Origin of the sequence: Streptomyces sp. NBC_00158, assembly GCF_045160885.1 — a bacterium.
GTDB lineage: Bacteria > Actinomycetota > Actinomycetes > Streptomycetales > Streptomycetaceae > Streptomyces.
Genome location: NZ_CP108161.1, coordinates 7,417,156 through 7,442,640, shown reverse-complemented (window position 1 = coordinate 7,442,640; position 25,485 = coordinate 7,417,156). Strand labels below are relative to the sequence as shown.

At 74.1% G+C, this 25,485-nt stretch carries 26 protein-coding genes; 11 read left to right on the top strand and 15 right to left on the bottom strand.

Going from position 1 to position 25,485, the window contains the following annotated elements; all coding sequences use genetic code 11:
- Positions 1-52 precede the first annotated feature (52 nt).
- From OG553_RS34130 to OG553_RS34115, 4 genes are read right to left on the bottom strand one after another with little or no spacing between them, the layout of a single operon-like run.
- Complete coding sequence (locus OG553_RS34130; protein ID WP_405982719.1) at positions 53-655, bottom strand: GTP-binding protein; 603 nt, start codon at positions 653-655, stop codon at positions 53-55.
- The gene (locus OG553_RS34125; protein WP_405982718.1) at positions 642-1,013 is read right to left on the bottom strand and encodes a DUF742 domain-containing protein; all 372 of its coding nucleotides are present in this window, start codon (positions 1,011-1,013) and stop codon (positions 642-644) included. Before OG553_RS34125 ends, OG553_RS34130 begins: the two co-directional genes overlap by 14 nt.
- Complete coding sequence (locus tag OG553_RS34120; RefSeq protein ID WP_405982717.1) at positions 1,013-1,417, bottom strand: roadblock/LC7 domain-containing protein; 405 nt, start codon at positions 1,415-1,417, stop codon at positions 1,013-1,015. Before OG553_RS34120 ends, OG553_RS34125 begins: the two co-directional genes overlap by 1 nt.
- On the bottom strand, positions 1,414-3,774 hold the full coding sequence (locus OG553_RS34115) for a nitrate- and nitrite sensing domain-containing protein (protein ID WP_405982716.1): 2,361 nt from the start codon (positions 3,772-3,774) through the stop codon (positions 1,414-1,416). The genes OG553_RS34120 and OG553_RS34115 overlap by 4 nt, the downstream gene beginning before the upstream one ends.
- Positions 3,775-4,022: 248 nt before the next feature.
- Between OG553_RS34115 and OG553_RS34110 the strand changes: the two genes are divergently transcribed.
- Complete coding sequence (locus OG553_RS34110; RefSeq protein ID WP_405982715.1) at positions 4,023-5,066, top strand: sulfotransferase; 1,044 nt, start codon at positions 4,023-4,025, stop codon at positions 5,064-5,066.
- A 31-nt stretch (positions 5,067-5,097) separates the two neighbouring features.
- On the opposite strand, the gene OG553_RS34105 is transcribed toward OG553_RS34110, so the two are convergent.
- Complete coding sequence (locus OG553_RS34105; protein WP_405982714.1) at positions 5,098-5,550, bottom strand: hypothetical protein; 453 nt, start codon at positions 5,548-5,550, stop codon at positions 5,098-5,100.
- Positions 5,551-5,693: 143 nt separating this feature from the next.
- Positions 5,694-6,296, bottom strand: a complete 603-nt coding sequence (locus tag OG553_RS34100; protein ID WP_405982713.1) for a TIGR03086 family metal-binding protein — start codon at positions 6,294-6,296, stop codon at positions 5,694-5,696.
- A gap of 267 nt (positions 6,297-6,563) precedes the next feature.
- On the opposite strand from OG553_RS34100, the gene OG553_RS34095 reads away from it, so the two are divergent.
- The 3 genes from OG553_RS34095 to OG553_RS34085 all read left to right on the top strand — a co-directional run bounded on the left by OG553_RS34095 (position 6,564) and on the right by OG553_RS34085 (position 8,573).
- Complete coding sequence (locus OG553_RS34095) at positions 6,564-7,328, top strand: GNAT family N-acetyltransferase (RefSeq protein ID WP_405982712.1); 765 nt, start codon at positions 6,564-6,566, stop codon at positions 7,326-7,328.
- A 68-nt stretch (positions 7,329-7,396) separates the two neighbouring features.
- Positions 7,397-7,621 carry a translation initiation factor IF-1 gene (gene infA / locus OG553_RS34090; RefSeq protein ID WP_405982711.1) on the top strand — a complete coding sequence of 75 codons (225 nt, stop codon included), beginning with the start codon at positions 7,397-7,399 and terminating at the stop codon, positions 7,619-7,621.
- A 175-nt stretch (positions 7,622-7,796) separates the two neighbouring features.
- A complete protein-coding gene (locus OG553_RS34085; protein WP_405982710.1) occupies positions 7,797-8,573 on the top strand; it encodes an NPP1 family protein in 777 nt (258 codons plus the stop codon).
- 5 nt (positions 8,574-8,578) lie between these two features.
- Here OG553_RS34085 and OG553_RS34080 read toward each other — a convergent pair whose 3' ends face one another.
- The 4 genes from OG553_RS34080 to OG553_RS34065 all read right to left on the bottom strand — a co-directional run bounded on the left by OG553_RS34080 (position 8,579) and on the right by OG553_RS34065 (position 11,025).
- Positions 8,579-9,082, bottom strand: a complete 504-nt coding sequence (locus OG553_RS34080) for a GNAT family N-acetyltransferase (RefSeq protein ID WP_405982709.1) — start codon at positions 9,080-9,082, stop codon at positions 8,579-8,581.
- Positions 9,083-9,188: 106 nt separating this feature from the next.
- Entirely contained in the window at positions 9,189-9,623 is a 435-nt protein-coding gene (locus OG553_RS34075; RefSeq protein WP_405982708.1) for an Rrf2 family transcriptional regulator, read from the bottom strand.
- 86 nt (positions 9,624-9,709) lie between these two features.
- Positions 9,710-10,018 carry a hypothetical protein gene (locus OG553_RS34070; protein WP_405982707.1) on the bottom strand — a complete coding sequence of 103 codons (309 nt, stop codon included), beginning with the start codon at positions 10,016-10,018 and terminating at the stop codon, positions 9,710-9,712.
- A 137-nt stretch (positions 10,019-10,155) separates the two neighbouring features.
- Positions 10,156-11,025 carry a hypothetical protein gene (locus OG553_RS34065; protein ID WP_405982706.1) on the bottom strand — a complete coding sequence of 290 codons (870 nt, stop codon included), beginning with the start codon at positions 11,023-11,025 and terminating at the stop codon, positions 10,156-10,158.
- Positions 11,026-11,230: 205 nt separating this feature from the next.
- On the opposite strand from OG553_RS34065, the gene OG553_RS34060 reads away from it, so the two are divergent.
- From OG553_RS34060 to OG553_RS34040, 5 genes are all read left to right on the top strand, one after another.
- Complete coding sequence (locus tag OG553_RS34060; protein ID WP_405982705.1) at positions 11,231-12,787, top strand: alpha/beta fold hydrolase; 1,557 nt, start codon at positions 11,231-11,233, stop codon at positions 12,785-12,787.
- A gap of 45 nt (positions 12,788-12,832) precedes the next feature.
- Positions 12,833-13,537, top strand: a complete 705-nt coding sequence (locus OG553_RS34055) for a response regulator transcription factor (protein WP_405982704.1) — start codon at positions 12,833-12,835, stop codon at positions 13,535-13,537.
- Positions 13,537-14,880: an ATP-binding protein gene (locus tag OG553_RS34050; protein ID WP_405982703.1), complete on the top strand. Its 1,344-nt coding sequence runs from the start codon at positions 13,537-13,539 to the stop codon at positions 14,878-14,880. The genes OG553_RS34055 and OG553_RS34050 overlap by 1 nt, the downstream gene beginning before the upstream one ends.
- A gap of 261 nt (positions 14,881-15,141) precedes the next feature.
- Positions 15,142-16,026, top strand: a complete 885-nt coding sequence (locus tag OG553_RS34045; protein ID WP_405982702.1) for a DUF4436 family protein — start codon at positions 15,142-15,144, stop codon at positions 16,024-16,026.
- 113 nt (positions 16,027-16,139) lie between these two features.
- Positions 16,140-17,669 carry an SDR family oxidoreductase gene (locus tag OG553_RS34040; protein ID WP_405982701.1) on the top strand — a complete coding sequence of 510 codons (1,530 nt, stop codon included), beginning with the start codon at positions 16,140-16,142 and terminating at the stop codon, positions 17,667-17,669.
- On the opposite strand, the gene OG553_RS34035 is transcribed toward OG553_RS34040, so the two are convergent.
- Positions 17,666-18,319 (bottom strand): CE1759 family FMN reductase, encoded by a 654-nt coding sequence (locus tag OG553_RS34035; RefSeq protein ID WP_405982700.1) that lies wholly within the window; start codon positions 18,317-18,319, stop codon positions 17,666-17,668. The genes OG553_RS34040 and OG553_RS34035 overlap by 4 nt on opposite strands.
- On the bottom strand, positions 18,316-19,413 hold the full coding sequence (locus OG553_RS34030) for an LLM class flavin-dependent oxidoreductase (RefSeq protein ID WP_405982699.1): 1,098 nt from the start codon (positions 19,411-19,413) through the stop codon (positions 18,316-18,318). Before OG553_RS34030 ends, OG553_RS34035 begins: the two co-directional genes overlap by 4 nt.
- A gap of 142 nt (positions 19,414-19,555) precedes the next feature.
- On the opposite strand from OG553_RS34030, the gene OG553_RS34025 reads away from it, so the two are divergent.
- Positions 19,556-20,626, top strand: a complete 1,071-nt coding sequence (locus tag OG553_RS34025) for a PI-PLC domain-containing protein (protein ID WP_405982698.1) — start codon at positions 19,556-19,558, stop codon at positions 20,624-20,626.
- Positions 20,627-20,680: 54 nt separating this feature from the next.
- Here OG553_RS34025 and OG553_RS34020 read toward each other — a convergent pair whose 3' ends face one another.
- The 3 genes from OG553_RS34020 to OG553_RS34010 form a co-directional block, all read right to left on the bottom strand.
- Positions 20,681-22,306, bottom strand: coding sequence for an NAD(P)/FAD-dependent oxidoreductase (locus tag OG553_RS34020; protein ID WP_405982697.1), 1,626 nt, complete (start codon positions 22,304-22,306; stop codon positions 20,681-20,683).
- A gap of 156 nt (positions 22,307-22,462) precedes the next feature.
- Entirely contained in the window at positions 22,463-23,002 is a 540-nt protein-coding gene (locus OG553_RS34015; protein WP_405982696.1) for an EF-hand domain-containing protein, read from the bottom strand.
- A 143-nt stretch (positions 23,003-23,145) separates the two neighbouring features.
- Complete coding sequence (locus OG553_RS34010; protein WP_405982695.1) at positions 23,146-23,835, bottom strand: hypothetical protein; 690 nt, start codon at positions 23,833-23,835, stop codon at positions 23,146-23,148.
- Between the two features lie 195 nt (positions 23,836-24,030).
- Between OG553_RS34010 and OG553_RS34005 the strand changes: the two genes are divergently transcribed.
- A complete protein-coding gene (locus OG553_RS34005; protein ID WP_405982694.1) occupies positions 24,031-25,473 on the top strand; it encodes a TerD family protein in 1,443 nt (480 codons plus the stop codon).
- Positions 25,474-25,485 lie beyond the last annotated feature (12 nt).

Here is a 25,485-nt window from a genome sequence, read left to right as displayed (position 1 = left end):
GCTAGCGCCGTCGTCCGGCCCGTCGGGGACCGCCCCCCGGCCCGGCACCCCGTCAGACGCCGGCGGGTGCCCCGGCCCGGGCGATGACCACGTCGAGCAGGGCCAGCAGGGAGTTCCGGGCGTCCGTGCGGGAGCGGGCGTCGAGCATGAGGACGGGGGTGGCCGGGTCGCGCAGGTGCAGGGCGGCGGCGATCTCCGCGGCGGTGTAGGCCTGTTCGCCGTGGAAGCAGTTCGCGCCGACGACGAACGGCAGCCCGCGGCTCTCGAAGAAGTCGATCGCCGGGAAGCCGCGGTCCAGGCGCCGCGTGTCGACGAGCACGAGTGCCCCCAGGGCTCCGTTCAGCAGGTCGTCCCACATGAACCAGAACCGCTCCTGGCCGGGCGTGCCGAACAGGTAGAGGACGACTCCGGCGTCGGCGAGGGTGATCCGGCCGAAGTCCATGGCGACGGTGGTCAGGGTCTTGGACTCGATGCCGTCGAGGTCGTCGACGCCGACTCCCGCGCTGGTGAGGCGTTCCTCCGTACGCAGCGGCTCGATCTCGGAGACCGCCTCGACCAGGGTCGTCTTGCCGACTCCGAACCCGCCGGCGATGAGAATCTTGACGGGGGACGCCGCCCGGGCGGTGGGTTCGTCGGAGGTGTCATATCCGGGCAAGGTTGTCCCTGATTTTCATGAGCAGGTGGACGTTGGTCGTCTCGGCGCCCTCCAGGGGCGGCCGGTGGTGGATCAGCCCGCGGTCGGCGAGTTCGCCCAGCAGGAGCGTCATCGGGGTGAGGCGCATGTGCATGCGGGCGGCGATCTCGGCGACGGCCAGTCCGCCCGGCCGCGCGCACATGGTGAGGACGGCCCGCCATTCGGTGGCCAGTCCGGTGTGGGCGTCGTCGGCGACGGCCGCCGCCTCGATGGTGGTGTCCATGGTGAGGACGGTCTGCGGGGCGGCGGCCGTACGGCCGTCGGTCAGCGCGTACAGCCGGGTCCGGCGGGGGCTTCGGCGCGGCGGCTGGTCGGGCATTACGGCGTCGGCGGGGTGGTGCGCTCGGGGGTTCCCAGCCATTCGCCGAGCGCCTGGGCGGTGCGTACGGCTTCGCCGCCCAGCTCGCCGAGCCGCGCCTTGCGGGAGGTCACGACGATGAGCGTGCTGCCCTCGCCGCAGCCGACGACGCAGAGGTAGCGGTCGTCCATCTCCACGAGCTGGCGGATGACCCGCCCGCCGTCGATCTCCCGGGATATCGCCTTCATGGTGGCGGCGATGCCGGAGGACGCGGCGGCGATGCGTTCCGACTGGTCCCGCTCCAGCAGGTAGGCGCTGAGCTTGATCCCGTCGTTGGACAGGAGGACGGCTCCCTGGATGCCGGCGATCCTGCTCAGGTTGTTGTCCAGGATGCCGTAGATCATGTCGCTGGCTGTGGTGGTCATGGCTGGTCAGCTCCGAGTTCTGCTTCCACTTTCTTGGTCCCCTCTTCGTAGTCGGCCCAGGCGTCGGCCACCTCTTCGGGTGTCTCCGGGTCCCGGTCGGCAGTCGGTTCCGGGGCGCGGGGGCTCCGGAGTTGCCTGGTGAGGTGGGTCTGCGGGACGCGCTCGGGCAGGGCCGGCCGCGCGTCGGTGGCCGCCGCGGCGGCGGGCGGCGGCGGTGCGGGCGCGAGGGCGGGGGCCGGCGGGGCCTCTTCCGCTTCGGCGGCCGCCTCGCACGCGGGCTCCCGCGCGGGCTCGGGCTCGGGCCGGCGTACGGGGGTGCGTACGGGGTCGGGCACGGGAGCCGGTCGCGGGGCGCGCTCGGGCAGCGGCCTCGGCTCCGCCGGCCGCGGCGGCGCGGGCTTCGCCCCGACGGGCAGCAGCAGCGCGCCCGGCAGGATGACGACGGCGGCGGTGCCCCCGTACACCGAGCGGCGCAGGGTGACGCGGGCGGCGAGCTGGTCGGCCAGGTGGCCGACGACGAAGAGGCCGAGCCGGTGCGCGTTCTCGGCCAGGACGGAGAACGGCGGCGCCGAGTGCAGGCGCTCGTTCATGGCCTCGTAGCCGGCGGCCGAGACCCGCGGCCCGCGGTCCTCGATCTCGACCGAGAGGCCGTCCGCGACGAGTTCGGCGCGGACGACCACCTTCGAGCGCGGCGGCGAGAACCGGGTCGCGTTGTCCAGCAGCTCCGCCAGCAGGTGGCTGATCTGGCTGATGACGTGCGGCCGCACGCTCGCCTCGTCGAGGGCCTGCCGTTCGATGCGCCGGAAGTCCTCGACCTCGGCCGCGGCCTCGCGCAGCAGGTCGGCGACGCGCATGGGCTCGGTGTGCGGGTCCGGGATCTCGCCGCCGGCGAGGATGAGGAGGTTCTCGATCTGGCGCCGCATGCCCACCGTCAGCTGGTCGGACCGCATCAGCTGGGCCAGGAGCGCCTCGTCGTTGCCGAAGGTGTCCTGGAGGTCCTCGGTCAGGCTGAGCTGCCGGCTGACGAGGTTCCCGGTGCGCGAGGCGATGCCGGAGGCGAACAGGCCGAAGCCGTGGCGTTCCGCGGCGAGTTGGCGGTGGCCGTCGACGGACACGGCGACCACCCGGGCGAAGGCGTCGGCTATCTGCCCGACCTCGTCCTCGCGTCCGTGCACGGCCGGCAGGGCCTGCGTGTCGACGGGCTCCCCGCGCTGGAGCCGGGCCACCACCTCGGGCAGCGTCTCCTCGGCGATGGCGACCGTACGGGTGTGCAGGCGGCTGAGGCGGCGCAGGACCGACCGCGTGGTGAGGACGACGACCGCGGTGACCAGCAGCAGGGTGCCGCCGCTCGCGCCGACGAGCCAGTAGACCTCGGTCTGGAGCGCCGCGGCCTTCTCGTCGGCGTGCGCGAGCACGTTCTTTGCCCGGGCGGTGTTGAGTTCGGCCAGTCGCGGCGCGAAGGTGTGGTGGGCGGCGGGCCAGTCGTCGACGTCGGCGGGCAGTTTCACGCCGGTCGCGGTGTCCTTGTGGTTGGCGATGACCGCGTTCTCGACGCGGAGCTTGGTCTGCCAGGCGTCCGTGCCGGTGAGCTTGTCGTACGCGGCCAGTTCGGCGGGCGGCAGGTACGGCACGATCCAGGTGTCGTACAGGTACCGGTGGGTGCCGACGGCGTCGAGGAACTGGGAGAAGCCGGTGGCGGCCAGCTCGCGGGAGGGCCCGGCGAGCGTGAGGGCGGTGTCCTCGCGGGCGACCATCTCGGCGGCGGAGAACAGGGCCACGGCGGGCCGGCTCTCCTGGGCGAGTTCGGCGTCCTCCGCGTGGCTGAATTCGTCCTGGTAGGCGCGGATGATGTCGTCGATCACGCCGGTGTAGTAGCCGACGGCCTGTTCGGCGCTGCCGTTGTGGGCGTCCACGCGCTTGCGGTACGAGGCGAGCAGGTCGAGCCGGCCGCTCACGGCGCCGAGGCGTCCCTCGCCCTGCCCGGGGTGGCCCGCGTCGTCGCCGCGGCCGCTGCCCGCGATCCGCCGGAACTCCGCCGCGGCGCGGTCCGTCGCGGCCCGCCGCTCGCGCAGGGCCTCGTCGGCCACGGAGGATCCCGCCCAGCGCGCCGCCGTCACCGCGCGCTCGGCCTGCAGCTCCGCCATCAGCCTGACCAGCGGTACGCCGATCCGTTCGCCGGCCTCCACGTCCGCGCGCAGGTGCTCCGACTGGGCCAGCAACCGCTGCGCGGTCACGGTGACCTGGGCCCCCATCGCCACGGTCGGGACGACGGCCAGGCAGACCAGCAGCGTGCGCAGGCGTACGGTGCGGCGGCGCCGGGCGGGGGGCGGCGGGCTTGGCTGTCCTTCGGGGGCCATCGCAGACATCGGTCCTCGGGAGCGGCGGAGACGGGACGGGCCTGGACGAGGGCATGGGGTAACTGCCGACACGGCCCTGCGGGGTGAGGATGCCGATCATATCCAGCCAGTCCGAATAAACGGAGACCTTACTTCCAGCCCCCTGCGTGGTAAAAGCGTCCGGTCGCCCCGCCGTCCGCGTCGGGAGGCCGCGCCGGGGGAAGGCTGGTCGGGATCGGTACGGGTCGTCGCCGGAGGAGTTGGACGGGATGCGCACTCTGACGTTCGTCGTGGGTACGGGCCGCAGCGGGTCGACCGCGCTGTCGGGCATCGTCAACGCGCATCCGGACGTGCTCAGTCTGAACGAGCTGCTGTCCTCGGTGCAGAGCCGCGGCTTCCCCGAGGGCCCGGTCACGGGTGAGGGGTTCTGGCGGCTGCTGGCGGATCCCAACCAGCTGTTCGAGCGGATGATCCGCAGCGGGGCGCCGATGCCCGAGTTCGTCTACACCCGCCGTCCCGGGCGGTTCTCGACCGCCACCACCGGCATCCCCGCCCTGTCCCTGATGGTGCTCCCGCACCTCACCGACGATCCGGACGGCCTGTTCGACGAGTTGGAGAAGCAGGTGCGCGGCTGGCCGGTCCGCACCGCCGCCGCGCACTACGAGGCGCTGTTCGGCCTGTTGTGCGCGCGGTTCGGGTCCACGGCGGTCGTGGAGCGGTCGGGCTACTCCTCGGACCGGGTGCCGCTGCTGCGCCGGACGTTCCCGCGGGCGCGCTTCGTGCACCTGTTCAGGGACGGGCCGGACTGTGCGCTGTCCATGAGCAGGCACACGGGCTACCGGCTGATCTTCCTGATGCGGGAGATCCTCGCCCGGACGGGTGCCGAGCGCGTGGAGGACCTGACCGGGGAACAGCTCCGGTCGCTGCCGCCGGAGCTGTCGCGGCTGCTGGCGGACCGTTTCGATCCCGCGCTGGTGCTGGACCGCGAGCTGCCCGTGGGGGGCTTCGCGGCGCTGTGGTCGGAGATCGTCGTCCGGGGCGTGGCGCACCTCGGGGCGGTTCCCGCGCCGATGCGCACCACGCTCTCCTACGAGGACCTCCTCGACCGGCCCCGCGAGGAGCTCGCGAGGCTGGCCGGCTTCATCGGTGTGGAGCCCCTGCCCGAGTGGCTCGACGCGGGAGCCGCCCGGCTGGACGCCGGGCGGCGGGGAGCCTCGCTGCGGCTGCCCCCGGCCGAACTCGCGGCGCTGCGGGAGGGTTGCGCCGCCGGCGTCCGGGCCCTGGCGGGGGCGCGGGTGACGGCCGACGGGTGAGGTTCAGCGGGTGACGGCCGACAGGTGAGGGTCAGCAGCTGACGGTGACCTCGTGGACGACGGGCCTGGCGGTCCAGGGGAACGAGGCCACGCCGAAGGTGGCGCGGACGGTCGACCCGCACGGGACGGGGCCGGCCGGGCCGCCCACTTCGAGGGTTGACGAGTTGAAGACGACGGGCCTCGCCTGGGTGACGGGCGCGGCCCCGCCGAGCACCTCGACGGTCAGCGTCGTGAACAGCTCCCGCGGCCCGGGCGCCGGGCTGCCCGGGGAGGGCGGGCCGGCGAGTCCGATCCGGCCGCGGATCTCGACGGTGGTGCCGGTGACGTCGGCGCACACCCGGGTGGTCAGACCCGCCTGAAGTCCCGCGTCGCCGCAGGAGGTGACGGTCTCGGTGGCGGCCGCGGGGGCGGCGGCGAAGGCGGGGGCGCAGGTGAGGGCGGTCAGGCCGGCGGCGCCGACGGCCAGGAGGGCCAAGCGGTTCATCGGATTTCTCCTCGTGGTCATGGGGCGGGCCCGTGTTGCGCGGGGCCTTCCGTATGCCATGTGATATTTCACATCGCATACGAACGGGTCATGACCAACGGCTGAACCGTTCCCGCCCTTGCCGTGACTCCTCGCGGATCGCGTCAGGGGGACGCCGGCGCGGTCCAGCCCGGGTCCCGGCCGCTCAGTCCGACCGTCCGGTCCAGCAGCGGGGCGCCCTCCGGCACCGGCACGACGGGGCCGAAGATGCCCCCGCCGCGGTCGTCCGCCTGGGCGGCCGCGAGCAGGAACTCGTACGAGGACCTCAGCGCGGCCCCGTCGGGTACGTACTCCTGCCCGGTGGCCCGGGCCAGGTCCCAGCCGTGGACGACCAGTTCGTCGGCGGCCACCGCGGCGGCGACGGCTCCGGGCAGGTCCACGCCGCCCGCGCGGGTCATGCCGGTCCAGGCGGCCGGGTCCCGCCAGGCCCGCGCCAGTTCGCCGAGGAGCTCCGGAAGCCGCTCGCGCCAGTCCTCGGGGAGCGGGGGCCCGGCCGTGCCCGGGGCCGTGTCGGTCGTGGGGCCGAGGTCCTTGCGGGCCGCGTCGCGGAAGGCCTCGGCCAGGCCCGCCAGATGCCCCAGCAGCGCGCCGACCGGATAGGCCGGGCAGGGGGTCGGCGCGGCGAGCCGGGCGTCGGGGACACCGGCGACCAGGCGGGCCACGACGGCCGCCTGCGGTCCGAGGTCGAATCCGGTCGTGCTGTCCATCAGCCGCTCCCTCCGCAGCGCACAGGGCCGAAGGCTAGACCCGGACCGCGGCGGGAGCCTGCCGGACATGCCCGTCCGGAAATAAATCGGATGAGACGTGCGGCCGCCGGTTGCTAGTGTGCGCAGCACCGTGACAGGACGCGAGGAGGTGAGACCCATGAAGGCTGTATCGAGGTGGGTGCTCCCCAACTTCCGTCACGGTGTGCGACTGACCTAGGTGTCGTCGGGAGCGCCTGCCCAACCAGGCACTCCTGAAAGGCGACAACCATGGAAACAGTGACGATCGACCGGGTCGAGGAGACCCGCTGGCAGGCGACGGCCGAAGGCCGGACCGTCGGCCACGGCGATGTCTCGCAACGGCCCGACGGACGGCTCTTCGTCAGCATCGACGTGTGGCGGGACGCGGCCTTCGACCGGCTCGCCGCGGCCATGCTGGCGGACCTTCCGGGCCCCCTGCACACCCTGGTCGGGGAGGCCGATCCCGGCCTCAGGTCCCGCTGGGAGCGCGCCGGATTCACCCCCGGACGCCGCGAGCGGGAGTACGTCCTGCCCACCGACCCGCGCGAGACCGGACTGGACCCGTCGTGCTCCCCCTCCGGTGTGCGGATCCTGCCGGGCGCGGAGGCGGACGAAGGTCTGCTGCGCGCCCTGCACCGGACGATCCGCGAGGAGGTGGAGGCCGCCGCCGGATGGCGCACCATGCCGGCCGAGGTCCTGCCCCGCCCGGACGGGCCGCTGCCGCTGGACCCGTCGAGGTTCACGGTGGCGGTCCGGGACGGCGCGTACGTGGGGCTGGTGCGCGTGGCGCCGGTCCCCCGCCGGGCCCGGATCGGGCTGGTGGCCGTACGGACCGGCGAGCGGCGCAGGGGCATCGGGCGGGCGCTGCTGGCGCACGCGCTGGACTCGCTGCACCGCTCCGGAACCGGCTCTGCCTGGGCCGAGGCCGACGAGTCCAACACCGCGGCGATCACGCTGTTCGAGCGCCTCGGGGCCCGCCGGACCGGCGGCAACGTGGAGCTGGTCCGCCGCTGACGGCGCACCGGACCCGCCTCCCCACACCCGTACCCACACCCTTACACCCATCCGAAAGACGAGGGACATTGGCAAGGACATCGAAGGGCCTGGAGGTCGAGGGCACCGTCGTCGAGTGCCTGCGCAACGCCACCTTCAAGGTGGAGCTCCAGAACGGGCACCACGTGCTCGCGCACATCAGCGGGAAGATCCGCAAGAACTACATCCGCATCCTCCCGTTCGACCGGGTGCTCGTCGAGGTCAGCACGTACGACCTGACCCGCGGCCGCATCCTGTACCGCTACCGGACCTGAGCCGCGGCGGACGCGCGCCCGGGACTTCCCGGGCGCGCGCTCCGGCCGGTGTCCGCCAAGAGGCGGTGCCGCGGCTCTTGTCGTGCCGTCGGGGTTCGCGAATGATGCTTCCGGCGCGCCCGCCGGACCGGCCGGGATCCGCGTCACGCCGAACCCCGACCAGCCGGAGGCTGCTTTGCGGACGAGTCGTCACATCCGGAACTCACGCCGGACATCGGTCACCGTCGGCGCGGCCCTCGCGCTGGTCGTCGCCGTGCCCCAGGTGGCCTTCGCGGCGCCGCCCCCGGCCCTGCCGGTGAACGCCGACGCCGTCGAGCTCGCGTTCCAGCCCGCGTACGACTACGACACCGACGGCTGCTACCCGACGCCCGCCATCGGCCCCACCGGCGTCCTGAACGGCGGCCTGAACCCGACCGGCGCGCTGAACGGGAACTGCCGCGACGCCTCGGACCTCGCCAACACCAACGGCTATTCCCGTGCCACCTGCAACAACGGCTGGTGCGCCGTGGCGTACGCGCTCTACTTCGAGAAGGACCAGGCCATCCCGGGCATCAGCCTCGGCGGCCACCGCCACGACTGGGAGCACGTGGTGGTGTGGATCCAGAACAACGAGGCGAAGTACGTCTCGACCTCCGCCCACGGCGATTTCAACACGTACCCCCGCGACCAGATCCGCTGGGACGGCACCCATCCCAAGATCGTCTATCACAAGGACGGTGTCGGCACGCACTGCTTCCGTCCGGCCAACACCAATGACGATCCGCCGGAGAACCACCGGGGCACCTGGCAGTTCCCGGCGCTCGTCGGCTGGTCGGGCTACCCGGCGACGCTCCGGGACAAGCTCGTCCAGGCGGACTTCGGCAGCGCGCACTTCGGCCTGAAGGACGGCTCCTTCGCCTCCCACCTCGCCAAGGCCAAGCCGGCGGGCATCGCCTTCGACCCGAACCAGTAGGCCGGTCAGCGGGGCGGGAAACCGTCCCGGTCCAGGGCGTAGACGGTGCAGGGGCGGTCCAGGACGGTGTCCTCGCGCAGGCGCGTGAAGCCGAGGCGCGAGGCCACCGCGGTGGAGGCGGTGTTGCCGTGGTGGATCATGGCGGTGATCCGCGGGAGCTCCAGCGTCCCGAACCCCCACGCGAGCACCGCCCCGGCCGCCTCGGTGGCGTAGCCGCGGCCCCAGTGGGCACGGGCGAAGGTCCAGCCGATCTCGGTCTCGTCGAACTGTTCCCACCAGTTGAGGCCGCTGCGCCCTATCGGCTCGCCGGTCTCGCGCAGTTCGACGGCGCACAGGCCGTGGCCGCGCCGGTCCCACTGGTCCTGGATGGCGCGCAGCCGGGCGGCGGCCCGGTCCGGGGTGTAGCCGCCGACGAACCGGCTGACCTCCTCGTCCGCGTGCAGGCCGACCCACCAGTCGGTGTCGGCTTCGGTGAGCGGGCGCAGTCGGAGGCGTTCTGTGGTGATCACTTGCGTACGGTCCTTCGTCTCGACGGGATGTAACTGAAATGGTTACGACAGCGGCCGAAAGGGAGGCCGGCCCCGGTGGGGCCGGCCTGCGCGGAGCTCGGGCCGCTCAGGTTCCGGGAACCGCCGCTCTGGCCACGTCGGCGACGGTGACGGCCGCCAGTTCGGCCCTCATCGCCTCCTCGGCGCGGTCGTAGACCTCGCGCAGTACGGCGGGGATGCCCCGCGCGACGGGGCATTCCCGGTTGGGCGGCGAGGCGTGCAGGGGGATCAGCGGCTCGGGTTCGACCGCGAGGTGTACGTCCCTCAGCGTGATCGATTCCGGAGCGCGGGCCAGCCGCCAGCCCGCGCCCTGTCCGCGCCGCGACTCCACCAGCCCGGCGTCACGCAGGCTCCCCAGGGTGCGGCGGATGACGACGGGGTTGGTGTTGACGCTGGCGGCGATCTGCTCGGACGTCACGATGCCGCCGGGCCGCCCGGGGCAGACCCGCGCCATCCAGGTCAGCGTGTGCGTGGCCACGGTCATCCGGCTGCTCGCGCTCATGGGACCTCCCGCCACCCGGATGCGGCGCACCCCCCTGTCGTAACCGATTCTGTTACGACAGGGGGGTGCGTGTCCAGCCGGGGGCGTCAGCGGGTGCTCTGGTGGTCCACGATGTCGCAGTCGGTGTAGGCGGTCGGCCTGGTCATCAGCGCGGAGAGCGCCTGGGCCAGCTCGTTCGTCTCGGGCGCGGCGCTGTTCGCCATGGCCTCGTCGTGGGAGTCGAACTGCACCACGGCGAGGTAGCGGTTGGGGTTGGCGCGGTCCTTGAGCAGGGTGCGGGCGACCGGGGTGCCGCCGCGCCCCTGCGAGCGGGCCTGCTCCTCGTAGGAGCGCAGCAGCTCGCGCACCTCGTCGATGCGTTCCGTCTCGAAGTCGATGATCTGCGCGAACTTCATGGTTCCGGCTCCTCCGTGGTGCGGGGCCGCGCCCTTGGCCGGCGGGCCTGCGCACAGCAAACACCCTCGCGGGCGGCGCACCCGGGTCACACGCGCGGCGGCGCGGCGATTCCACGAGATCGGGCCCGGGAGCGGGTTCAGCTCCCCGTCGGGGAGGGCGTCACGGGGTTGAGGACGCCTTCCGGGGGACCCAGGGTGACGGGGCCGGCGGCGGGCTTGAAGGTGTGCATGACCCGCACTTGGACGTCGGTGCCGCTGATGTGCGTGAGCCTCATGGTCGCCTCGTACCAGGTGATCCGCTTCTGCTCGTCCAGACGCAGGTCCACCTCGACCTCCTGCGGACGGTGGTCCGGGAAGGCGCCTTCCAGGATTTCGTAGCTGGCTTTGGGCATGAACAGGTGGCTCATCTCGACGTGCAGTTGGCGCCCGTCGGGCCCGGAGCGGGTCAGGCCGTTCGAGCCCGGTTCGGGGACGAAGGCCGCCAGCAGCCGTGCGGTCATCAGGGGGTTCGCCGCGCGCGTCCGCTCGGCCACGACGTTCCACTCGTCGCCCCTCCTGTCGAGCTGCCCCTGCGACCTGGCCACCCAGGCCGGCTTGCCCGTCCGGTCGTCGACCGCCTTCCAGTACCGGACGTACATGTGCCCGCCCGTGTACCGGGCGGCGTCGGTGTGCCCGTCCTCCGTGAACTCCATGTGCAGCGACCCGCCCACGGCGGCCTCCGCCGCGTCCCCCCGGTACCGGCCGGTGCCGGGTATCGGGCTCGGGGAGCCGCCGAGGAGGTTCTTCGGCGGGGTGAGCAGCACCTCGGACTCCAGGCCCGGTGACTCCAGCAGGGCCCGGCCGCCGGCGCGCACGGCGTCCATGTCCTTGACCTGTTCCACCGTCAGGCAGGTTCTGACGCCCTTGGGCATCTTGCAGGTGGACTCACCGGAGCAGGCGGAGAGCGTGGTGAGCGTCAGGACGGCCGCCGCCGCCCACGCCGAACGCCGGAAGAAAGCAGCGCGCATGTGTGTGTCAGGTCCCCGTGTGTGGTCGTTCCGGGGACGCCGAAGCAGCCCGGTCCCCCGGCCAGGCCCCGTCAGGCTACCCGTTCTTACACGTCTTTGCCTTCGCTCTGCCGTGGCCCTGAAACGCGCCCGGCACAGTCGTGTCCACGGCGGGGCGCAGTACGGCGCCCCGCCACCTCGGACGACAGCGGGAGTGGAAGTGGGCATGACGGCGACGGGTGTGCTGCGACGGGTGGGGCCGGCGGCGGGGGCTGCGGCGCTGCTGCTCTCCGTGCTCCCGGCGGTGACGGCCACGGCGGCGGCCGGCCCGGCCCGGCCGGACTGGTGCCCCACCGTCGAGGGGCACCGCGTGGACTGCGGCTCGATGACGCGTCCCCTGGTCACCGGCCGCCCCGGTCTGGGCACGGTCGACGTGAGCTACGCGGTGGTCCGCCACCGCTCCCCCGGTCCCGCCAAGGGGACGGTCGCCGTCAACCCCGGCGGTCCCGGCGAGGTGGCCATCGAGCGCGCGCCGGTCTTCGGCGAGGTGCTGAAGGACCTGCTCGGCGACCACGACCTGCTGCTCGTCGACCCGCGGGGCACCGGCAGGTCCCAGCGGATGCCCTGCGGGGTCACCGACGCCGAGTACCGGTTCGGCACCCGTGAACAGCAGCGTGACGCCGTCACCCGCTGCGCCGCGAACCTCGGGCCGCGCGCCCAGGGCTACACCACGGCAGCCACCGCCGACGACCTCGACGCGATCCGCGCACGGATCGGCGTCGACGAGCTCACCCTCTACGGCCTGTCGTACGGCACCTACCTGATGCCGGTCTACGCCTCCCGCCACCCCGGGCACGTCCGCGCCGTCGTACTGTCCGGGGCGTACCCGCTCGCCTTCGACCCGCTGAACCGGCCCGCGGCGGAGGCCGTGTCACTGACCCTGCGCCGGGTCTGCGAGCGCAGCGCGGCCCGTCCGGAGGCCCGGGGCGGGCCCGCCTGCGACGGCGACAAGGCGGTCCGGGACCTGGCCGCCACCGCCGCCGCCCTGCGCCAGCGGCCGGTCGAGGTGGACATCCCGCTGGAGGGCGCCGCGCCGTTCCGGATGCGCCTGACGGAGGGCAAGCTCGCCAACCTCGTCTACGAGGGGGCGAGCCGGGAGGTCGGCGCGGATCCGGGCGCGCCCTCGCTGCTCGGCGGCCTGCCGCACGCCCTGGACCGCTTCACGGCCGGGGACGGCGGGCCGCTGCTGGACCTGGTGCGCGCGGAGGGCTCCACCGGTTCCGCCGAGGACCAGGCCCCGTACATCGCCGTCGTCTGCAACGACTACCGCAAGTCCTGGAACGCCGGCTCCGCACTGCCGGAGCGGTGGCGCCAGTACCGCTCCGCCCTCGGCGCGGCCGCCCAGCGTCCGGGCGCGTTCGGCGCGTTCAGTGCCGCCGGCTATCTGGAGGGCCCGACCGACGGCGGTGACGTCTGCATCGGCTGGCCTCGCGAGAACACCGCCCTGCCGCAGCCCACGCACCCCCGGATGCCGGACGTGCCCGTCCTGGTGCTCTCCGGCGACCTCGACAACAACACCCCCGACGCCAACGGCCGCCTGGCCGCCCGGCAGTTCCGCGACAGCCGGTTCCTGTCCGTCCGCAACACCGGGCACGTGCCGGAGATGGAGCAGAGCGGCTGCGTGGTGGGCCTGTCCACCCGGTTCATCCGCACCGGCCGCACCGGGGACACCGGTTGCGCGAGCCGCGTCGAGCCGATCTCCGTCACTCCGGTCGGGCGCTGAAGGGCCGCCGACGTGACCGCTCCCGCCGACCGCGATGATGATCACATGACTGACGCGATCACGGCGCACCGCCGCACGGTGCTGGTCGTCGAGGACGACCCGGGCGTACGCAGCACCCTGGACCAGCTGCTGCGCTTCGAGGGGTACCGGGTGGTGCAGGCGGCCGACGGGGTCCAGGGCCTGGCGGCGCTGGACCGGGAGGAACCGGACCTGGCGCTGGTGGACGTGGTCATGCCCGGGCTGGACGGGCTGTCGCTGTGCCGGACGCTGCGCCGGCGCGGCGACCGGCTGCCGGTCCTGGTACTGACCGCCCGCGACCAGGTCGGGGACCGGGTGGCCGGCCTGGACGCGGGCGCCGACGACTACCTCGCCAAGCCCTTCGCCACCGAGGAACTCCTCGCCCGGATACGCGCGTTGCTGCGGCGCACCGAACCGGAGGCGGCCCGCTCGGGACTGCTCACGGCCGGGGACCTGGTGCTGGACCCGGCCTCCCGGGGCGCCGAGCGGGCGGGGCGGCCGCTGGACCTGACGAAGACGGAGTTCGACGTCCTGGAGCTGCTCCTGACGCACCAGGGAACCGTACTGACCCGCAGTCAGATCTACGAGCGGATCTGGGGCTTCGACTTCGACACCACCTCGCGCTCCCTCGACGTCTACATCGGCTACCTGCGCCGCAAGACCGAGGAGGGCGGGGCGGCGCGCGTCGTGCACACCGTGCGCAACGTCGGGTACACGGTGCGGCCCGCCTGATGCTCCGTACGAAGATCACCCTCGTGGTCGTCGCGGCCGCGGGTCTCGCGATGCTGTTCGCCGCGTTCACCTCCTACCGGGGCATCGGCCTCCTCGTCGGGGACGAGCTCGAACGCGGCCTGGAGGACCGGGCCGGGGCCGTGGTCGCGCTGCTCGACGCCGGACGCACCCCGCCCGCCCGGCCCGGTTGGACCGAGCAGGTGCTGCTCGCCGACGGCAGCGTCCTCCCCGGCGGCCCGCCGGCCGGCGCCGCGCCCGCCGGGCCGGGCCCCGCCGTCCGTCTGCCGGTGTCGGAGGGAGCCGCGCGGGTGGCCCGTACGGGCTCGGGCAGCAGCCGGGAGGACGTGGTCGTGGACGGCACCGAGTACGGCGTCCTCACCCTGCCGCTGCCGGCCGGCGGGGCGGTCACGGTGGCGCAGAGCTACCGCGGCGCCGCAGCCCTCGACCGGGGGTTCATGTGGCGGATCACCTGGACCACCGCCGCGGCCACGGCGGTCGCCGCGCTGCTCAGCTGGTGGGTCCTGGGCCGGATCCTGCGGCCAGTGAACCGCCTGGTCGGCGCCGCGCACCGGATCAGCACCACCCAGGACCTGGCCGCCGACCTGCCGCCCGCCGGGCGCGACGAGATCGGCCGGCTCACCCGCAGCTTCGAGGCCATGCTGGACGCGCTGCGCCGTTCCCGCGCCCAGCAGCGCCAGCTCGTCGAGGACGCCGGACACGAGCTGCGCACCCCGCTGACCTCGGTGCGCGGCAGCGCCGAACTGCTCCAGCGCGCCCGGGGGCGGCTCTCGCCCGAGGACGAGGAGCAGATCCTCGCGACCCTGGTCCGCGAGACCGTCGCCCTGGACGACCTGGTCCGCGAGGTCGTCGAGCTGGCCACCGACCGCCACACCGGGGAGCGGCCCGAGGCGGTCGACCTGGCGGAGGCGGCCGGGGACGCCGCCCACCGCTGCCGACGGCGCAGCGGGCGCGAGGTCACCGTCGAGGCGGCGCCGGGCGGGACCGTGTACGCCCGGCCGCGCGCGGTGCAGCGCTGTCTGGACAACCTGCTGAGCAACGCCGTGAAGTTCAGCCCGCCCGGCAGTCCGGTCCTGGTCCGGGTGGAGGGGCCGCGGGTCAGCGTCCACGACCGGGGGCCGGGCATCCCGCCGGGGCAGGACCGGGCCGTGTTCGACCGCTTCCACCGGGGGCCCGGCACCCAGGGCACGCCGGGGTCCGGGCTGGGACTGGCGATCGTCCACGAGCTGGTCGCGGCCGACGGGGGTTCCGTGTTCGCCCGCACGGCCGAGGGCGGCGGAGCGGTCGTGGGCCTGTGCCTGCCGGTCCGGCCGCCGGGGGCCTGACCCGCGCCCGGGCGCGCCCGGCGGAGGCGGTCGGCCGGGACGGTCGACGGAGGCGGGCGGCGCAGGCGGCCGACGTGGGTCGGGCGGCGCAGGCGGCCGACGTGGGTCGGGCGGCGCAGGCGGCCGACGTGGGTCGGGCGGCGCAGGCGGCCGACGTGGGTCGGGCGGCGACACGCCCCGGGCGGATGCGGCGGATCGCCGGGCCGGTGGACGAGGATCGCACCGCGGTCCACCGCCCCTCCCCCTCCCGCCGGAGTCACCATGGCCACCCCCTGGGACCCACGCCACCCCCGTCCGACCGGAGCGTCGCTGCTGCCGGTCCTGCTCCCCATCGCGGTCCTGATCGTGGTGGCGGTGGGATTGGGGTCGTGGCTGCAGTTCTCCGAGCGGCAGGCGCTCGACAAGGTGCACGCGGTCGGCTCGCAGGCCGCCGACCGGGTGGACGTGCGGGCCACCGTGCAGCGCGTCGACGCCGCGGCCCGGGAGCTGGTCCTGCGGGTCCGGGTCACCCCGCTCGGAACCCTCGGCGAGGAGGACGGCACCGCTCCGGTGGCGGACCTGAGCCTCCAGACCTCCGCGGCGACGCTCGGGGACCTGGCGTTCAAGGCGCACGAGCGGATCCCCACCAGGGACGTGCAGGTCGCCCTGACGGGCGGGTCGATCAGTGACTACCCGTTCGACTCGTACGAGACCGACGTGGAGTTCTGGGCCCAGCTGGGCGGCAGGCAGGTGCCGGTGCGGTTGCTGTTCTCCAACAGCGACAGCCTCTTCGCGGTGGACGCGACGCCCGCGTCCACCCCGCAGGAGGCCGCCCTGCTCCTGGGGCTGGAACGGTCCGGCAGCCTGCTCGTCTTCGCGGTCTTCATGATGGGGGTGATGTGGGCGCTGGCGGCCTCCGTGCTGATCGGGGCCTGGTACCTGACCACCCGCGGCGAGGGCCTGGTGTGGCCCGCCCTCGCCTGGATGGCCGCCACCCTGTTCGCCCTCTCCGCGTTCCGCAACACCGCACCCGGCACTCCGCCCATCGGCTGCGTGCTGGACTGGTTCGCCTTCCTGTGGGCCGAGACCGTCATCGCCCTGTGCCTGCTGGCCGTGGTCATCACCGGTGTCCGCGCCGCGCTCCGCCCGGACGACGAGGGCGCGTAGGGTCGCCCCCGGGCGGCGGAGCGATGCGCAAGCGCTGCGTTTTGCGCCCGCGCCGCCAGCCGGTCCAGGCTCGGAGGGTGCGGGGCTCCCGTCGCGCCCGAAAGGAGCGAGCCATGGCCGGTCACGAGCGGGGACGAGCCGGGCCGGGGGACCTCTGCCTGGTCACCGGCGCCACCGGCTACATCGGCGGCCGTCTGGTGCCCGAGCTGCTCGACGCCGGCTACCGGGTCCGGGCGATGGCCCGCTCCCCCGAGCGGCTGCGCGACCACCCCTGGGCTCCCCGGTCCCAGGTGGTGCGCGGGGACGTCACCGACGCGGACTCGCTGGACGCGGCCCTGCGCGGGGTCGACGTGGCCTACTACCTGGTGCACGGCCTCGGCGCGGGTCCCGGCTTCGAGGAGCGCGACCGGGCCGCGGCCCGGCTCTTCGCCGAGCGGGCGCGGCTGGCCGGCGTACCGCGCATCGTCTACCTGGGCGGGCTGACCCCGGCGGACCTGCCCCCCGAACGGCTCTCGCCGCACCTGCGCTCCCGGGCCGAAGTGGGCGAGATCCTGCTGGCCTCGGGGGTCCCCTGCACCGTGCTGCGGGCGGCGGTGGTCATCGGCTCCGGCTCCGCGTCCTTCGAGATGCTGCGCTACCTGACGGAACGGCTCCCCGTCATGATCACGCCGAGCTGGGTGGGCACCCGCGTGCAGCCCATCGCCGTCCGCGACGTGCTGCGGTACCTCGTCGGCAGCGCGGCCATGCCGCCCGAGGTGAGCCGCGCCTTCGACATCGGCGGGCCGGACGTGCTCACGTACGAGGAGATGATGCACCGCTACGCGACGGTCGCCGAGCTTCCGCAGCGGCGCATCCTGCGCGTGCCCATGCTCAGCCCCGGGCTCTCCAGCCTCTGGATCGGCCTGGTCACCCCGGTCCCCCGGGCGCTGGCCCGGCCACTCGCCGAGTCCCTGCGCCACGAGGTGGTGTGCGCGGAGCACGACATCGCCCGCTGGGTGCCCGACCCGCCCGGCGCGCCGCTGGCCTTCGACCGGGCCCTGGCCTTCGCCCTGCAGCGGGTGCGCGAGGCCCAGGTGAGCACCCGGTGGTCCTCCGCCTCCCTGCCCGGCGCCCCCAGCGACCCGCTGCCCACCGATCCCGACTGGGCCGGCGGCAGCCTGTACACCGACCACCGCAGCACGGGGGTGGCGGCCCCTCCGGCGGCGTTGTGGCGCGTGGTGGAGGGCGTCGGCGGCGAGCACGGCTGGTACTCCTTCCCGCTGGCGTGGGCCGTCCGGGGCTGGCTGGACCGGCTGGCGGGCGGCGTGGGCCTGCGCCGCGGCCGCCGCGACGCCGGGCGGCTGCGGGTGGGCGACGCGCTCGACTTCTGGCGGGTCGAGGAGATCGAGCCGGGGCGGCTGCTGCGGCTGCGCGCCGAGATGCGGGTGCCGGGTCTGGCGTGGCTGGAGATGTACGCAGAACCCGACCCCGCGCACGAGGGCCGGTCCCGCTACCGGCAGCGCGCCCTCTTCCACCCGCGCGGCCTGCTGGGCCACCTGTACTGGTGGGCCGTGAGCCCCTTCCACGCTGCGGTGTTCGGCGGCATGGCCCGCAACATCGCCCACGCCGCCGAACAGACCGCCAGGGGCGAGGACACCCCCTAGCCGGCCCGTAGCGCGGCCAGGCGCTGTTCGAAGGGGACCACCGTGAAGCCGTCCGCCGGGTCCACCGAGGTGATCGCCCCCGTCAGCGAGCGGGGCGCGATCGCGGCGGCGGTGTCGACGTCCGGGGCCGCCGCCCCGGAGGCGGGCGCCATGAAGCGCGCCAGCTCCGCGCCGGCCCGGGCGATCCGCCGCTCCAGCCCCTCCCCACCCCAGTCCTCCGAGGCCGCGTACACGGCGGTCGGCAGGGCGAGGGCGCGCAGGTGGGTGAAGAGCGGGCGCAGGGCGTGCTCGGTGACCAGGGAGTGCCGGGCGGTACCGCCGGTCGCCCCGAGGAGCACCGGCTTCCCGGTCAGGGCGTCCTTGTCGATGAGGTCGAAGAACGACTTGAACAGGCCGCTGTAGGAGGCCGCGAACACCGGCGTGACGGCGATCAGTCCGTCCGCGGCGGCCACCGCGTCGAGGGCGGCGGCCAGCCGGGCGGGCGGGAACCCGGTGACGAGGTGCTGGGCGATCTCCGTCGCCAGGTCGCGCAGCTCGATCACCTCCGTCCGGGTGTCCGCGGGGGCCGGCGTCGCGGCCGCGAGGCGGTCGGCGAGCAGCCGGGTGGAGGAGGGCGAGCTCAGGCCGGCCGATACGACGACGAGGTTCATGCCCGCTCCTCCTCCCGGCTCGTGGCGGCCGCGGCCACCCGGGCCCGGTGGGTCGGCGCGTCCGGCACGCCGGCCGGGCGCAGGTTCGCGAACTCCTTGCGCAGCACCGGCACGACCTCCTCGCCGAGCAGGTCGAGCTGTTCCAGGACGGTCTTGAGGGGCAGGCCGGCGTGGTCCACCAGGAACAGCTGGCGCTGGTAGTCGCCCGCGTAGTCCCGGAAGGAGAGGGTCCGCTCGATGACCTGCTGCGGCGAGCCCACGGTCAGCGGCGTCTGGGAGGTGAACTCCTCCAGGGACGGGCCGTGGCCGTACACCGGGGCCTTGTCGAAGTAGGGGCGGAACTCGCGCACCGCGTCCTGCGAGTTCCGGCGCATGAACACCTGGCCGCCGAGCCCGACGACGGCCTGCTCGGGGGTGCCGTGCCCGTAGTGGGCGTAGCGCTCGCGGTACAGGTTCACCATCTGCCTGGTGTGGGAGGCCGGCCAGAAGATGTTGTTGTGGAAGAAGCCGTCGCCGTAGTAGGCGGCCTGTTCGGCGATCTCGGGTGAGCGGATGGAGCCGTGCCACACGAAGGGCGCGACGCCGTCCAGGGGTCGCGGGGTGGAGGTGAAGGACTGGAGCGGCGTGCGGAACTTGCCCTTCCAGGTGACCACGTCCTCGTCCCACAGGCGGCGGAGCAGCGCGTAGTTCTCGATGGCGAGGTCGATGCCGTCGCGGATGTCCTTGCCGAACCAGGGGTAGACCGGGCCGGTGTTCCCGCGCCCCATCATGAGGTCCACGCGGCCGTCGGCGACGTGCTGGAGCATCGCGAAGTCCTCGGCGATCTTCACCGGGTCGTTCGTGGTGATCAGGGTCGTCGACGTGGAGAGGATCAGGTTCTCGGTGCGCGCCGCGATGTAGCCGAGCATCGTCGTCGGCGAGGAGGGGACGAACGGCGGGTTGTGGTGCTCGCCGGTGGCGAAGACGTCGAGGCCGACCTCCTCGGCCTTCTGCGCGATCGCGAGCATCGCCTTGATCCGCTCGTGCTCGCCGGGCGCGCGTCCGGTCGTCGGATCGGGCGTGATGTCACCGACGGTGAAGATCCCGAACTGCATGGCTCCCCTTCCCACAATTGTTTACGATTCAACCATACCCCGGAACGGCAGGTGCGGCCGTCGTATTCCCCGGGCCGGCGGGAACCGGCCGAACCCGTCCGCGTACGGGCGCATCGCCGGGCGGAGCGCTACCCTCCGGCCCATGATTGACATGGACACGCCCTACAGGGCCCCCCGGGCGGGACTCCGCGCCGCCCGACCCGCCCGAAGAACCGGGCTCCGCCTGCTCCTGTGCCTGCTCCTGGCGGCCCTCCTCGGCGCACCGGGCGCCGCGGCCGCCCCTGCGCCGCACACCGCCCCCACCACAGCCGCGTCGGCAGCCGCCGCGGCCCGCTGGGGCGACCGCCGGCTCGACGAGGCCGCCTTCCTCACCACCCACAACTCCTTCACCAACTACGATGATTCCCGCTGGAGTTCGGTGAACCAGTCGGAGTCGGTGCGCGCCCAGCTCGACAACGGGGTGCGCGGCCTCAGCCTGGACACGCACTGGTACGAGCACAGCACCTGGCTGTGCGTCATCAGCTTCGGCAGCGACTGCTACCCCAGTGACGTCTACCTGTGCCACGGCGACTGCAAGACCTTCGCCGGGGCCACGTACGCCCTGCCCCGGCAGTCCTTCCACGGCACGATGCAGACCGTGGTGGACTTCCTCGCCGCCCATCCCCAGGAGTTCGTGACCGTCTTCCTGGAGGACTACGTCAGCGCCGAGCAGCTGCGGCAGTCCCTGGGCCGGGTCCGGGGGCTCGACCAGCTCCTGTTCCGGCCCGACCAGTGGGGCGTGCGGCAGAACGGCTGGCCGAAGGTGGCCGACCTCGTCACCGCCGGCAAGCGGCTGCTCGTCTTCTCCGACCGCTCCGACCGGGAGCAGCTGGGCGTCATGTACGACCGGTCGTGGACGGTCGCCAACTACTGGAGCCTGGGCGACATGGGCGACGACCTCTCGTGCGTCACCCGCTGGCCCGACGTACCCCTGGACCGCCGGGAGCCCGGTTTCCGGCGGCTGTTCACCATGAGCCACCACCGCAACGTGCCGACCGTCCTCACCGCGGCCCTGGACAACGGGGCCAAGCTCAGGAACCGCGTCTCCGGGCAGTGCCGGACGGCGGCCGGGGGGCGCGCGCCGAACTTCGTATCCGTCGACTTCCACCGGCTGTCCGACAGCGGCGGGCACACTCCCGCCTCGATCGTCGCGGAGCTGAACGCCGGGCCCTGACACCCGGCGCCCGGCCCCCGCCGCCCGGGCGGCGGGGGCCGGTACCGGTGCGGGTCAGAAGCCGCAGGCCGCCCGCGCGTCCCGGAAGCGGTCGGGGTGCCGCCGCCGGTACTCGACCAGCGACTGCGCGACCGCGGCGCCCTCGCCCACGGCGGCGCCGACCCGCTTGACGGATCCGGACCGGACGTCGCCCACGGCGAACACGCCGGGCACGCTGGTCTCCATCTGGAGCGCGTCGGGGCCCGCTCCGGCGCCGCCGGTGAGCACGTACCCGCGCCCGTCGAGCTTCAGCGCGCCGCCGAGCCATTCGGTCGACGGGCGGCCGCCGATCAGGACGTACAGGCAGTGCGCGCCGACGGTCCGCTCGCCGCCGTCGCGCTCGCGCAGCCTGAGCCCGGTGAGGGTGTCCCCGCCGAGGCACTCGGCGACCTCGGTGCCCAGCAGCACCCGCAGGCCCGGGGTCCGCTCGATGCGCTGGACCAGGTAGCTCGACATGGAGGCGCCGAGGTCGGTGCCGCGCACCAGCAGGGTGACGGAGCGGGCGTAGCGGGCGAAGTAGAGGGCGGCCTGACCGGCGGAGTTGCCCGCGCCCACCATGTACACGTCCTCGCCGGCGGTCGAGGGGGCGTCGGAGAGGCAGGAGCCGTAGTACACGCCGGAGTGGAGGAGCCGGTCGACGCCGGGGGCCGTCAGGCGGTTCCAGTCCACTCCGGTGGCGACCACAACGGCCGCGGCGGTCACCGAGGCCGCCTCCTCGGTGCCCGCCTTGACGAACTCGACCCTGTGGTCGCCCGTGCCCGTGGGGGTCACCCGGCTGGCCACCCGGGTGGGCTGCCACTCGACGCGGGCCCGGCGGGCCTGCTGCAGGGCGCGCTGGGCGAGGTCGCCGCCGGTCAGGCCGACGGGGAAGCCGAGGTAGTTCTCGATCCGCGAGGTCGATCCGGCCTGCCCGCCCGGGGCGTCGTCCTCGATCACGACCACGCTCATGCCCTCGGCCGCCGCGTACACCGCCGCGGAGAGGCCTCCGGGCCCGCCGCCGATGACGGCGACGTCGTAGTGGTCCTGCCCGGCCGGGCGGATCAGGCCGAGGCGTTCGGCCAGTTCGCTGATCGAGGGGTCCGCCAGTTCGGTGCCGTCGCCGAGCCGGACGGTCACCGGGGCGTCCCGGCCGTCCTCCTCGGGCAGCCAGCGGAAGATCACGCCGCTGCGGCCGAGGAAGTCCCGTACGGCGTAGGCGGCGGGCGAGAAGCGGCTGCCGCGCACTTCGGCGGTCGGCAAGTCGCCCCGGCAGTCGGCGTTCCAGGTGCAGAGGGAGTCGTCCAGCGCGAGCCTGAGGTGCTCGGCGGGGTGTTCCCCGCCGGCCCCGCCGGCCCCGCCCGCCGCGCCGTCCGCGCCCGCCCCGCCGGCTCCGGGCAGGTCGTCGGAGCGCCGGGCCAGTGGCACCCAGCGCACGCCGGGGTGAGCGGCTCCGGGCTCGGGGGCCTCGTCGGCGAGCACGGCGGCGACGGGGACCTTCCGGTCGGCCAGCGAGTCCAGTGCCCGGACCACCTCCGCGGGTCCGCCGACCTGGAGCACGCGGAACGACGTCCGGTACCAGCTCTGCACCAGCTCCGCAGTCTCGTGCCGGCTCAGCGGATCGGAGTCGGACAGGACGATCACCGGCAGTGCGGCATCCGCCATCGGGGGCCTCCAAAAAGTATCGAAAGATCGGCTTCCGCCCGGGTCAACGAGCGGGGAGGCGATACGAACCGGCTGCGGAGGAGGCCGTGCGGGCGGCGGGGCGGCAGCGGGGGCGCGGACGCCCGCCACCGCCCCGGCGGATCTCGGAGCGGCTCCTCAGAGCCGGCCGAAGAACTGGTTCCCGCGGGCCGCGTGGTTCTCGCTGGTGTAGTACTCCTTCATCGCGGAGCTGATCTCCTCGCGGCTGAGCTGCCCGTCGCCGTCGACGTCCAGCCGGTCGAAGGCCTCGTCGAAGGTCTGCCGGGGCAGCCGGAACATGCCGTGGAGCAGCGAGGTGTACTCGTCACGGCTCAGCATGCCGTCGCCGTCGCGGTCGCCGAGCTCGGTCCAGGCGTTGCTCATGTTCCGGATGCGCTCCCAGATCCGGTTCTGGTCGGTGACGATCCGCGCCCGGAAGGCCGCCCGGAACTCCTGCCGGTCGACTCCCCCGTCGTCGTTGCGGTCCATCCGCTGGAAGACGGTGTCCCAGAGCTCCGCCAGCGAGTCCCGGAGCCCGGCCACGTCGTCCGGGGTGAGGCCGAGCGACTCGGCGAGCCGGTCCGAGAGGCCGATGACGTCCGCCTTGTCGAGCCGCCCGTCGCGGTCCGAGTCGAAGACGTCGAACGACCGGTCCAGCTTGATGTCCAGAACGCTCACGACAGCATCCCCTTCACTCCAGGTAGTCGCTCCGCCACGGTACGGAGCGGGCCCAGGAAACCACACGGCCGGGCCTTCCCGCACCGATGGCCCGGGAGGACTGCGCGTTCCGGGTGACGGGGCGGCCGGGCGTCCGATACGGGTCAGCGCGCGCCGGCCCCCGTACCCGGGCCCCGGTGGTGGCGCAGCCAGGCCGTCAGGGCCGCCTGGAGCTCGGCCACTTCGCGGTGGCTGAGCTGCTCGCCGGCCGGGCCGGCGTGCAGGCGTACACCCGTGCCCGTGACGCTCCATCCGGCGGCGCGCCCCGGACGGGAGGCGAGGGTCCGGCCTTCGGCGAGCGCGCCCAGCGCCCGGCGGACCGCCGGCGGGACGGCGCCTGGCGGGGCGGGCGGGAGCGCGGCGGTGCGGGCTCGCGGGAGGAGGCCGATCTCGGCGTAGAAGGCGGTCAGGGCCTCGTCGAGCGTGCCGGGGCCGGAGGGGGCGGCTCCGGTGAACTCGGCGATCAGCTCCGGATGCGCCCGGGGCGCGTGTTCGCCCCACGGGCGGGGGTGGAGGGGGCGTTCGTCGGTGTCGAGCCGGACGCAGGAGGGTGGGATCAGCTCCCGGCCGTAGCCCTGGTGGACCAGCCCCGCGTACACCCGGCGCAGGGTGGCGGCCTGCCGCGGCACCGGATGCGGGTCCGGGCCCGCCGGGGCCTGCGGCCGGGCGGGGCGCGGCGCCAGTCCGAGGAGGCCGCTGCTGTGGTGGAGGACGCCCGCCTGCGTGAGCACCACCGTGGCCTGCCGGCCCTTCCTGTCCCAGCCGAGCCGGAACCCCACCACCGTGGTGCCCATCCGCCCGCTCCTCCCCGGCCGCCGCCGCCCGGCCCGGCCGTCCAGAGCACGTTAGCCAGGGCACCGGGCTCCGGGGGCGGGCATGTCCGAGGTCCGCCCCCGGCCGGGCCGAGTGTGCTAGGAACTGTCCGACGGATCGTCACACCGGGGAACAAGAGCTCGACTTGCACCCGACTGGCCTGCGACGATGCTGTCATGACGCAGATCATCAAGGGGGGCAATCTGCCCATGTCCGGCGAGCCCATGCGGGTCGCCGTGGTCCGTCGGGCGGCCGGGCCCGGTGTGCCCGAGATCGACCCGGCGGCACTGCTGCTCGACGACAGCGGAAAGGTGAGGGGCCGCAGCGACCTGATCTTCTACAACCAGCGGTCGCACGCCACCAGCGCCGTGGAACTGCTGGGCAACGCCCGCAGCGAGGACGGCCGGATGGCCGACTGGCTGGAGATCGACCCGGCCCGGGTCGAGCCGGAGGTGGAACGCATCGTCATCGCGGCCTCCTCCGAGGGCGCGACCTTCGGCGAGATACCGGGGCTGTACCTGGAGGCGGTCAGCACCGCCACGGGCGAGCGGATGGTGGTGTACTCGGTCGACGACGACGACGCGGCGACCGAAACCGCCTACGTGCTGGGCGAGTTCTACCGCCGCGACGGGGGCTGGAAGTTCCGCGCGGTCGGGCAGGGCTACGACTCCGGGCTGCCGGGGCTGGCCGAGGACTACGGGTTCTCGGTGGAGGACGAGGCGGAGGCGGAGGCCGCGGCGGAGGAGCCGGACGCCGGTCCGCCGCCCGCACCGGCACTGCCCGAGGCTCCGCCGCCCGCCCCGCCGCTCCCGGCGACGGCGGCCCCTGCGCAGACGGAGGCGGTCCGGGCTCCGGCTCCGGCTCCGGCTCCGGAGGCTTCCGTGCCGTCCGACGGCGGGGCGGCCGCGGCCCCCGCCGTACCCGCGGGCATTCCCGTCTCCAAGTCCGGTGCTCCTCTGCTGGGCACCATCACCCGGCGGATCAACAGCCTCCCGACCGACTTCGGTCCGGACTTCCCCGTCTTCACGCAGGAGGGCAGGGGGGAGGACATCGTCCGGGTGGAGCCGGCCACGGCGGCCGGCTTCGCGGTCGTCGACCTGGTCCGCCTGGGGGACGGCCACGTGGAGGTCAACGCGCTGAACCACCGCAACCGCGAGAAGACCCCCGCGGCCCTGCGCGGCTGGAACGAGGACTTCACCGGGCGCGGGATCGTGGACCCCGACGGGAACGGGCCGCTGCGGCTGCGCGTGAAGGCACGGGGCGAGTGGAAGATCACCGTCAGCCCGGTCTCGGTGCTGCGCGACGCCTCCGAGCGCGTCGAGGGCGTCGGCTCCGACGTCCTGGCGTACTCGGGTCCCGCCGTCGACCTCGCCGTCAGGTACCGAAACAGCAAGGACGACGCCTGGTTCGAGCTGGAGTCCCTCCGGCGCAGCGCTTCGCGCCGGACGCTGCACAGCGGTGACAGGTGGCCGGGGCGGAGCACGGTGGCGCTGACGCGCGGGGCCCGGCTGCTGATCGTCAGCTACGACAGCGCCTGGTCCCTCACCCCCCGTGAGGTCACCCCGCACCCCAACCGGCGGGAGGGCGAGGTCCCGCCCTTCTGGCGGCGCCTGCGCTGACGCGCACGTCCC

Coding starts and splice junctions, on each gene's coding strand:
- OG553_RS34115 (WP_405982716.1), bottom strand. CDS start 3,774: ATGGCCCCCGAAGGACAGCCAAGCCCGCCGCCCCCCGCCCGGCGCCGC.
- OG553_RS34040 (WP_405982701.1), top strand. CDS start 16,140: ATGGCCGGTCACGAGCGGGGACGAGCCGGGCCGGGGGACCTCTGCCTG.
- OG553_RS34120 (WP_405982717.1), bottom strand. CDS start 1,417: ATGACCACCACAGCCAGCGACATGATCTACGGCATCCTGGACAACAAC.
- OG553_RS34030 (WP_405982699.1), bottom strand. CDS start 19,413: ATGCAGTTCGGGATCTTCACCGTCGGTGACATCACGCCCGATCCGACG.
- OG553_RS34070 (WP_405982707.1), bottom strand. CDS start 10,018: ATGAAGTTCGCGCAGATCATCGACTTCGAGACGGAACGCATCGACGAG.
- OG553_RS34005 (WP_405982694.1), top strand. CDS start 24,031: ATGACGCAGATCATCAAGGGGGGCAATCTGCCCATGTCCGGCGAGCCC.
- OG553_RS34010 (WP_405982695.1), bottom strand. CDS start 23,835: ATGGGCACCACGGTGGTGGGGTTCCGGCTCGGCTGGGACAGGAAGGGC.
- OG553_RS34020 (WP_405982697.1), bottom strand. CDS start 22,306: ATGGCGGATGCCGCACTGCCGGTGATCGTCCTGTCCGACTCCGATCCG.
- OG553_RS34105 (WP_405982714.1), bottom strand. CDS start 5,550: ATGAACCGCTTGGCCCTCCTGGCCGTCGGCGCCGCCGGCCTGACCGCC.
- OG553_RS34025 (WP_405982698.1), top strand. CDS start 19,556: ATGATTGACATGGACACGCCCTACAGGGCCCCCCGGGCGGGACTCCGC.
- OG553_RS34060 (WP_405982705.1), top strand. CDS start 11,231: ATGACGGCGACGGGTGTGCTGCGACGGGTGGGGCCGGCGGCGGGGGCT.
- OG553_RS34050 (WP_405982703.1), top strand. CDS start 13,537: ATGCTCCGTACGAAGATCACCCTCGTGGTCGTCGCGGCCGCGGGTCTC.
- OG553_RS34055 (WP_405982704.1), top strand. CDS start 12,833: ATGACTGACGCGATCACGGCGCACCGCCGCACGGTGCTGGTCGTCGAG.
- OG553_RS34045 (WP_405982702.1), top strand. CDS start 15,142: ATGGCCACCCCCTGGGACCCACGCCACCCCCGTCCGACCGGAGCGTCG.
- OG553_RS34075 (WP_405982708.1), bottom strand. CDS start 9,623: ATGAGCGCGAGCAGCCGGATGACCGTGGCCACGCACACGCTGACCTGG.
- OG553_RS34125 (WP_405982718.1), bottom strand. CDS start 1,013: ATGCCCGACCAGCCGCCGCGCCGAAGCCCCCGCCGGACCCGGCTGTAC.
- OG553_RS34100 (WP_405982713.1), bottom strand. CDS start 6,296: ATGGACAGCACGACCGGATTCGACCTCGGACCGCAGGCGGCCGTCGTG.
- OG553_RS34035 (WP_405982700.1), bottom strand. CDS start 18,319: ATGAACCTCGTCGTCGTATCGGCCGGCCTGAGCTCGCCCTCCTCCACC.
- OG553_RS34095 (WP_405982712.1), top strand. CDS start 6,564: ATGGAAACAGTGACGATCGACCGGGTCGAGGAGACCCGCTGGCAGGCG.
- OG553_RS34110 (WP_405982715.1), top strand. CDS start 4,023: ATGCGCACTCTGACGTTCGTCGTGGGTACGGGCCGCAGCGGGTCGACC.
- OG553_RS34065 (WP_405982706.1), bottom strand. CDS start 11,025: ATGCGCGCTGCTTTCTTCCGGCGTTCGGCGTGGGCGGCGGCGGCCGTC.